Raw genomic sequence first — 6117 nt, forward strand, 5'->3', positions numbered from 1 at the left:
TTGCTGCCACCAAGGCCGCCGGGTTGAGCGGTGCTGCCGACGCCCCGGCTGTCGACGCCGCCGCTCCGGCTGCGGCCGAGTTGCCGGCCGGCGCTGCCGCCCCGAACGCAGACGGCTCTGCCCCGGCGGGCTACACCGTCAAAGGCAACGCCGACAGCGGCCTCTACCACGAGCCGGATGGCCAGTGGTACGAGGCCACCGAGGCGGAGTTCTGGTTCAAGTCGGCTGCCGACGCCGAGGCCGCGGGCTTCCGCAAGGCTGGCTCGCGCAAGGCGGACGCTGAGCCGGTCGCCTTCGTCGAGGCGGAGTATGGCAAGGGTTCGGCCGAGCCGGCCGCCGATGGCTCCGCTCCGGCCGGCCACGACGTCAAGGGCAACAAGGACTCCATGCTCTTCCACGTCCCCGGCTCGCGGTGGTACGACGCCACTGAGGCCGAGGTCTGGTTCGACTCTGCCGAGTCCGCCGAGAAGGCCGGCTTCAAGCCGGCCGGTGGCGCTGCGAAGCAGCAGGTCGACGAGGCCTGAGCCACGCCGGCATACGTCGACGGCCCCGCGGGAGTGCTCCCGCGGGGCCGTTTTCTGTCCTGGCGCGACCCGCATGCGCGCGGCGTCGGGTCAGTCCTCGGATACGGTCCCGCCCGAGCGCCAGTAGTGGCCGTCCCGGCGCCCCATGAACTCGTGCTCGACCAGGTAACGGCGCAGCGCGGCGTGGTCGTCGTGCCGGCGCTTGAGGATCGCATTGACGTCGGCCTCGGGATAGGTACGCCCGATCTCGAAATCCTGGGCCACGAAGTCGAGGACGACGAGACGCTTGATCAGCTTGGTCGGGATGCTCGAGAGGCGGCCGTCCGCGCCGACGAAGGCCCGCAGCACGACGTCGCGGTGCTTGAGAGCATCGGCCAAAAGGGGTCGGTCCATGACTCCATCCTCATCCGGACTCGCTGCGCGCGCAGGTGGTTTTCGAGTGTCTGCTGTCGGTGGCGGACATTAGGCTGCCGAGGTGCCTCGCCTGCGGATCGACCTCGCGTATGACGGCACCGCCTTCTCCGGGTGGGCCGCCCAGCCCGGGCAACGCACGGTCGAGGGGGAACTCGCCGCAGCCTTGACCACCATCCTGCGGGTGTCCGAACCGGTGCGGCTGGTTGTCGCCGGCCGCACCGATGCCGGGGTGCACGCGCGCGGGCAGGTCGCGCATGCCGACATCCCCGACGGCCCGTATGCCGCGCTTCCCGGCCGCAGTGACCGCTCACCCGAGCGGGCAGCGGTGGATCGGCTCAATGCCGTGCTGCCGCCGGATGTCGTCGTGCACCGGGTAGCTGTCGCTGCCGACGGCTTCGACGCGCGCTTCTCGGCGACGGCGCGGCGTTATGCCTACCGAGTCTGCGACGACCAGGCCACGCTCGACCCACTGCGCCGGCACGACACCGTCGTCGCGGCCGACCGCCTGGATGCGGCCGCCATGGACGCGGCCGCCCGAACACTCTTGGGTCTGAACGATTTCGCGGCCTTCTGCAAGCGGCGCGAAGGGGCGAGCACGATCCGGACGCTGCTGGCATACTCCTGGGAACGCGACGCAGACCAGACGCTGGTCGCCACCGTAGAGGCGGACGCTTTCTGCCACTCGATGGTCCGCGCATTGGTCGGCGCGGTCGTCCCGGTGGGGCTCGGGCGTGTGGACGTGAGCTTCCCTGCACAGGTGCTGCGCGCCGGCATACGGGATCCGCGGGTGAAGGTGATGCCGGCGCACGGCCTCAGCCTCGAGGAGGTGCGGTATCCGCCGGACGCGGAACTCGGGGCACGGGCTGAGCAAGCGCGGGCGCGCCGCGGTGAGGTCGCACAACAACCGCCCGGCGCGTGAGGGCGGCCATTGTGCGCAACCTCTCCCGGGAAGCGGTCCGGGCCTACCACCGCCCTCGATAGGCTGGAAATGATCGGCGACGGCGCCCGACCGCCAGTCCGGTGCGCCGCTTCCAGCCCCTACCCAAGGAGCGCACGTATGTCCGGCACCACCGAGGCGATGTCCCTCGCCGCCGATTTCCCGCCCCAGACGCATCAGGCGTGGCAGGACCTCGTCGCCGGTGTGGTCAACAAGTCCAGGGCCGAGGACGCGAAGCTCTCGCCCACCGAGGCTGAGGAAAGCCTGCGGAGCAAGGTGCCGGGTGGGGTCGTGATCAATCCCCTCTATCTCGCGCCCGACGACTCCCCTGCCCTCGGTATGCCTGGGCAGATGCCCTTCACGCGCGGCCGCGAGTTGCGCCCGGTCGGCATGCCGTGGGACGTGCGCCAGCTGCATGACGACCCGGACGTGGCGCTCACCCGCGCGGCGATCCTCGACGATCTCGAACACGGCGTCACCTCGGTCTGGGTCCATATCGGTGCCGACGGGTTGGCCGCCGGTGACCTCGCGGAGGCGCTCGCCGACGTCCGTTTGGATCTCGCTCCTGTGGTGGTGTCCTCGGTGACCGACCAAGCCGAAGCAGCGGATTCACTCCTCGTGGTGCTCAGTGGTGCCAAGGGCGCCGGCGGCAACCTCGGACTCGACCCGATCAGCGCCGCTGCGCGCACGGGTGCGGCCGCCGACCTCGGCGGGCTCGCGGGCTATGTCGCAAAGGCCGCGAGGGTGGACAGCGTCCGGGCGATCACCGTCGACTCGCGCGTCTACCGCGACGCCGGTGCGAGCGCCGTCGACGAGATCGCGTATGCCGTGGCCACCGGCGTCGCCTATCTGCGGCGGCTCGAGACGGACGGCGTCGGAGCTGCGGATGCGTTCGGGCACATCGAGTTTCGTGTCTCGGCCACCGCCGATCAGTTCCTCACGACGGCTGCGTTGCGGGCTCTGCGCCGGGTGTGGGCGCGCGTGGGCGAGCTGTGTGGGGTGCCCGGGCCCGACCGCGGCGCGCGCACGCATGCGGTCACCGCGCTGCGGATGTTCACCCGCGACGATCCGTGGGTCAACGTCCTGCGCTCGACGCTCGCGACCTTCGGGGCGTCGGTCGGGGGGGCGGACGCCATCACGGTCCTGCCCTATGACACCGTCGCCGGGCTGCCCGAGAAGTTCTCGCGCCGCCTAGCCCGCAACACCCAGATCGTCCTCGCCGACGAGGCCAATGTCGGGCGGGTCACCGACCCCGCCGGCGGCTCCTGGTATGTCGAGGCGCTGACCGACGAACTCGCCGTCGCCGCCTGGACGGCCTTCCAGGAGATTGAGGCGGCGGGCGGTATGCCGCGGGCCATCGCCGAGGGCATCGTCGCTGCCCGCATCGCCGCGACCCGCGACGAGGAGGCGGCGCGCATCGCCAACCGGCGCGAGCCGTTGACCGGTGTCAGCATGTTCCCGCTCACGGGGGAGACTGCCCTGACGCGTCGCACCCGGGTCTCGGCGCCCGCTGGTGGCCTTGCGCCGCAACGGGATTCGCAGGTGTGGGAGGTCTTGCGCGACCGGGCTTCGGCGTATGCCGCCCAGCACGGCTCCCCGCCCGCGGTCACTGTCGTCGCGCTGGGCAGCCGTCGCGACTTCGGGGCGCGGGAGATGTTCGTGACCAACCTGCTCGCGGCTGGCGGAATCGTCGCGACCACCGTCGAAGGCGCGGGAACCGCGGTGGGGCAGGCACGGCATACGGGACCGGTGGTGTTGGCGAGTTCGCCCAAGGGGTATGCCGCCGGCGCGGCCGACGCGGCCGCCGCCCTTCGCGCGGCCGGCACCGAGACGATCTATGTCGCCGGCCGCGCGCGGGAGTTGGGGGAGACAGACGTGGACGGCGAGATCTACGACGGCATGGATGTCGTCGCGTTCTTGAGCGGACTCCTCGACAGACTCGGCGCCCCGGCGGAAGGAGCCGAGCGATGAGCACGATTCCCGATTTCACGACGTCTGCGCTGATCGGCGGCGACGCCGCGTCGGACGCCGTTTCCGGTGACCTGCCTCCCGCGTGGACGACACCGGAGGGCATCGACGTCAAGGCCGTCTATGCGTCCGACGACCTCGACGGCCTCGACTTCCTCCAGACGGTGCCGGGGGCGCCGCCCTTCCTGCGCGGGCCCTATCCGACGATGTATGTCAACCAACCGTGGACGATCCGGCAGTATGCCGGATTCTCCACCGCCGAGGAGTCCAACGCCTTTTATCGGCGCAATCTCGCTGCGGGACAAAAGGGTTTGTCGGTCGCCTTCGACCTGGCGACGCACCGGGGCTACGACTCCGACCACCCGCGGGTGCAGGGTGACGTCGGCATGGCCGGTGTGGCGATCGACTCGATCTATGACATGCGCACGCTCTTCAGTGGCATCCCGCTGGATCAGATGTCGGTGTCGATGACGATGAATGGCGCGGTGATCCCGATCCTCGCGCTCTATGTTGTCGCCGCCGAGGAGCAGGGCGTCGCGCCGGAGCAGTTGGCCGGGACCATCCAGAACGACATCCTCAAGGAGTTCATGGTCCGCAACACCTACATCTATCCGCCGACGCCGAGCATGCGGATCGTCTCGGACATCTTTGCCTACACCAGCGCGAAGATGCCGCGCTTCAACTCGATCTCGATCTCCGGCTATCACATGCAGGAGGCCGGGGCGACGCAGGATCTCGAGCTCGCCTACACCCTCGCCGACGGTGTCGAATACATCCGGGCCGGCAAGGCGGTCGGTCTCGATGTCGACAGGTTCGCGCCGCGGCTGAGCTTCTTCTGGGCGATCGGGATGAACTTCTTCATGGAGGTCGCCAAGCTGCGGGCAGCGCGGCTGCTCTGGGCACGGCTGGTCAAGGAGCAGGGCGCGCAGAACCCGAAGTCGCTGTCCTTGCGCACGCACAGCCAGACCTCGGGCTGGTCGCTGACCGCGCAGGACGTCTTCAACAACGTCGTCCGGACGTGCATCGAGGCGATGGCTGCGACCCAGGGCCACACCCAGTCGCTGCACACCAATGCCCTCGACGAAGCTATCGCTCTCCCAACGGATTTCAGTGCCCGCATCGCCCGCAACACCCAGCTGGTCATCCAGCAGGAGTCGGGCACCTGCCGGACCATCGACCCGTGGGCCGGATCGGCATACGTCGAGAAGTTGACGCACGACCTCGCGGCGCGCGCGTGGGAGCACATCGAGGAGGTCGAGGCCGCCGGCGGGATGGCAAAGGCGATCGAGGCCGGCATCCCCAAGATGCGCATCGAGGAGGCAGCCGCGCGCACCCAGGCGCGGATCGACTCCGGGCAGCAGCCGGTCATCGGCGTCAACACCTATGTGGTCGAGGACGACGAGGAGATCGACGTCCTCAAGGTCGACAACGCCGCCGTGCGCGCGCAACAGATCGCCAAGCTCGAGCGACTGCGCGCCGAGCGCGACGAGGACGTATGCCGTGCCGCTCTCGCGAAACTCACTGCCGCAGCCAGAGACTCGGACGGAACGTTGGAGACCAATCTGCTCGCCTGCGCGATCGAGGCGGCTCGGGCGATGGCGACCGTCGGTGAGATGTCGAGTGCGATGGAAGAGGTCTTCGGCCGCTACACCGCCCAGATCCGTACCATCGGTGGCGTGTATTCCGCGGAGGCCGGCGACGACGAGGGTGTCAAGACCGCGCAGCAGTTGGTCGAGGAGTTCGAGGAGGCCGAGGGTCGGCGCCCGCGGATCCTCGTCGCCAAGATGGGCCAGGACGGTCACGATCGCGGGCAGAAGGTCATCTCGACCGCCTTCGCCGACCTCGGCTTCGACGTCGACGTGGGCCCCCTCTTCCAAACTCCCGCCGAGGTGGCGCGCCAGGCCGTCGAGGCTGACGTCCACATCGTCGGGGTGTCCTCCCTCGCGGCCGGGCACCTGACCCTAGTGCCGGCGCTGCGGGCGGAGTTGGACGCCCTGGGGCGTCAGGACCTGATGATCGTCGTCGGTGGCGTGATCCCGAGCCAGGACTTCGCGCAACTGCGCGAATCGGGCGCGGATGCGATCTATCCGCCCGGGACGGTCATCTCTCGTGCGGCCGTCGACCTGATCAAAGACCTGCGGGCGCGCCTGGATGCCTGAGCTATCCCTACTTTAGGCGAAGAGTAAGGAGTGGTCATGGATGTCGCGGCCAAGGTCACCTCGAAGGGGCAGATTACGCTGCCCAAGTCGGTGCGAGACGCGCTGGGTGTGGAGG

Annotated in this window: 4 protein-coding genes and 1 pseudogene; 4 read left to right on the forward strand and 1 reads right to left on the reverse strand. The window is 69.5% G+C overall.

Going from position 1 to position 6117, the window contains the following annotated elements:
* Window positions 1-524: pseudogene (locus PKH97_RS12540) on the forward strand (hypothetical protein); the annotation flags it as partial.
* Window positions 525-614: 90 nt separating this feature from the next.
* Here the strand turns inward: PKH97_RS12540 and PKH97_RS12545 are convergent.
* The gene (locus PKH97_RS12545; protein WP_324387819.1) at window positions 615-917 is read right to left on the reverse strand and encodes a DUF2087 domain-containing protein; all 303 of its coding nucleotides are present in this window, start codon (window positions 915-917) and stop codon (window positions 615-617) included.
* Window positions 918-999: 82 nt separating this feature from the next.
* Here PKH97_RS12545 and truA point away from each other — a divergent pair, with 82 nt between their 5' ends.
* From truA to scpA, 3 genes are all read left to right on the forward strand, one after another.
* Window positions 1000-1857 (forward strand): tRNA pseudouridine(38-40) synthase TruA, encoded by an 858-nt coding sequence (gene truA / locus PKH97_RS12550; protein ID WP_324387821.1) that lies wholly within the window; start codon window positions 1000-1002, stop codon window positions 1855-1857.
* 138 nt (window positions 1858-1995) lie between these two features.
* The gene (locus tag PKH97_RS12555) at window positions 1996-3846 is read left to right on the forward strand and encodes a methylmalonyl-CoA mutase subunit beta (RefSeq protein WP_324387822.1); all 1851 of its coding nucleotides are present in this window, start codon (window positions 1996-1998) and stop codon (window positions 3844-3846) included.
* Window positions 3843-6002: a methylmalonyl-CoA mutase gene (scpA, locus tag PKH97_RS12560; protein ID WP_324387823.1), complete on the forward strand. Its 2160-nt coding sequence runs from the start codon at window positions 3843-3845 to the stop codon at window positions 6000-6002. The genes PKH97_RS12555 and scpA overlap by 4 nt, the downstream gene beginning before the upstream one ends.
* Window positions 6003-6117 lie beyond the last annotated feature (115 nt).

This window comes from Nostocoides sp. (assembly GCF_035343835.1).
In the GTDB taxonomy this organism is placed as follows: Bacteria; Actinomycetota; Actinomycetes; order Actinomycetales; family Dermatophilaceae; genus Nostocoides_A; species Nostocoides_A vanveenii.

Coding starts and splice junctions, on each gene's coding strand:
- scpA (WP_324387823.1), top strand. CDS start 3,843: ATGAGCACGATTCCCGATTTCACGACGTCTGCGCTGATCGGCGGCGAC.
- PKH97_RS12545 (WP_324387819.1), bottom strand. CDS start 917: ATGGACCGACCCCTTTTGGCCGATGCTCTCAAGCACCGCGACGTCGTG.
- PKH97_RS12555 (WP_324387822.1), top strand. CDS start 1,996: ATGTCCGGCACCACCGAGGCGATGTCCCTCGCCGCCGATTTCCCGCCC.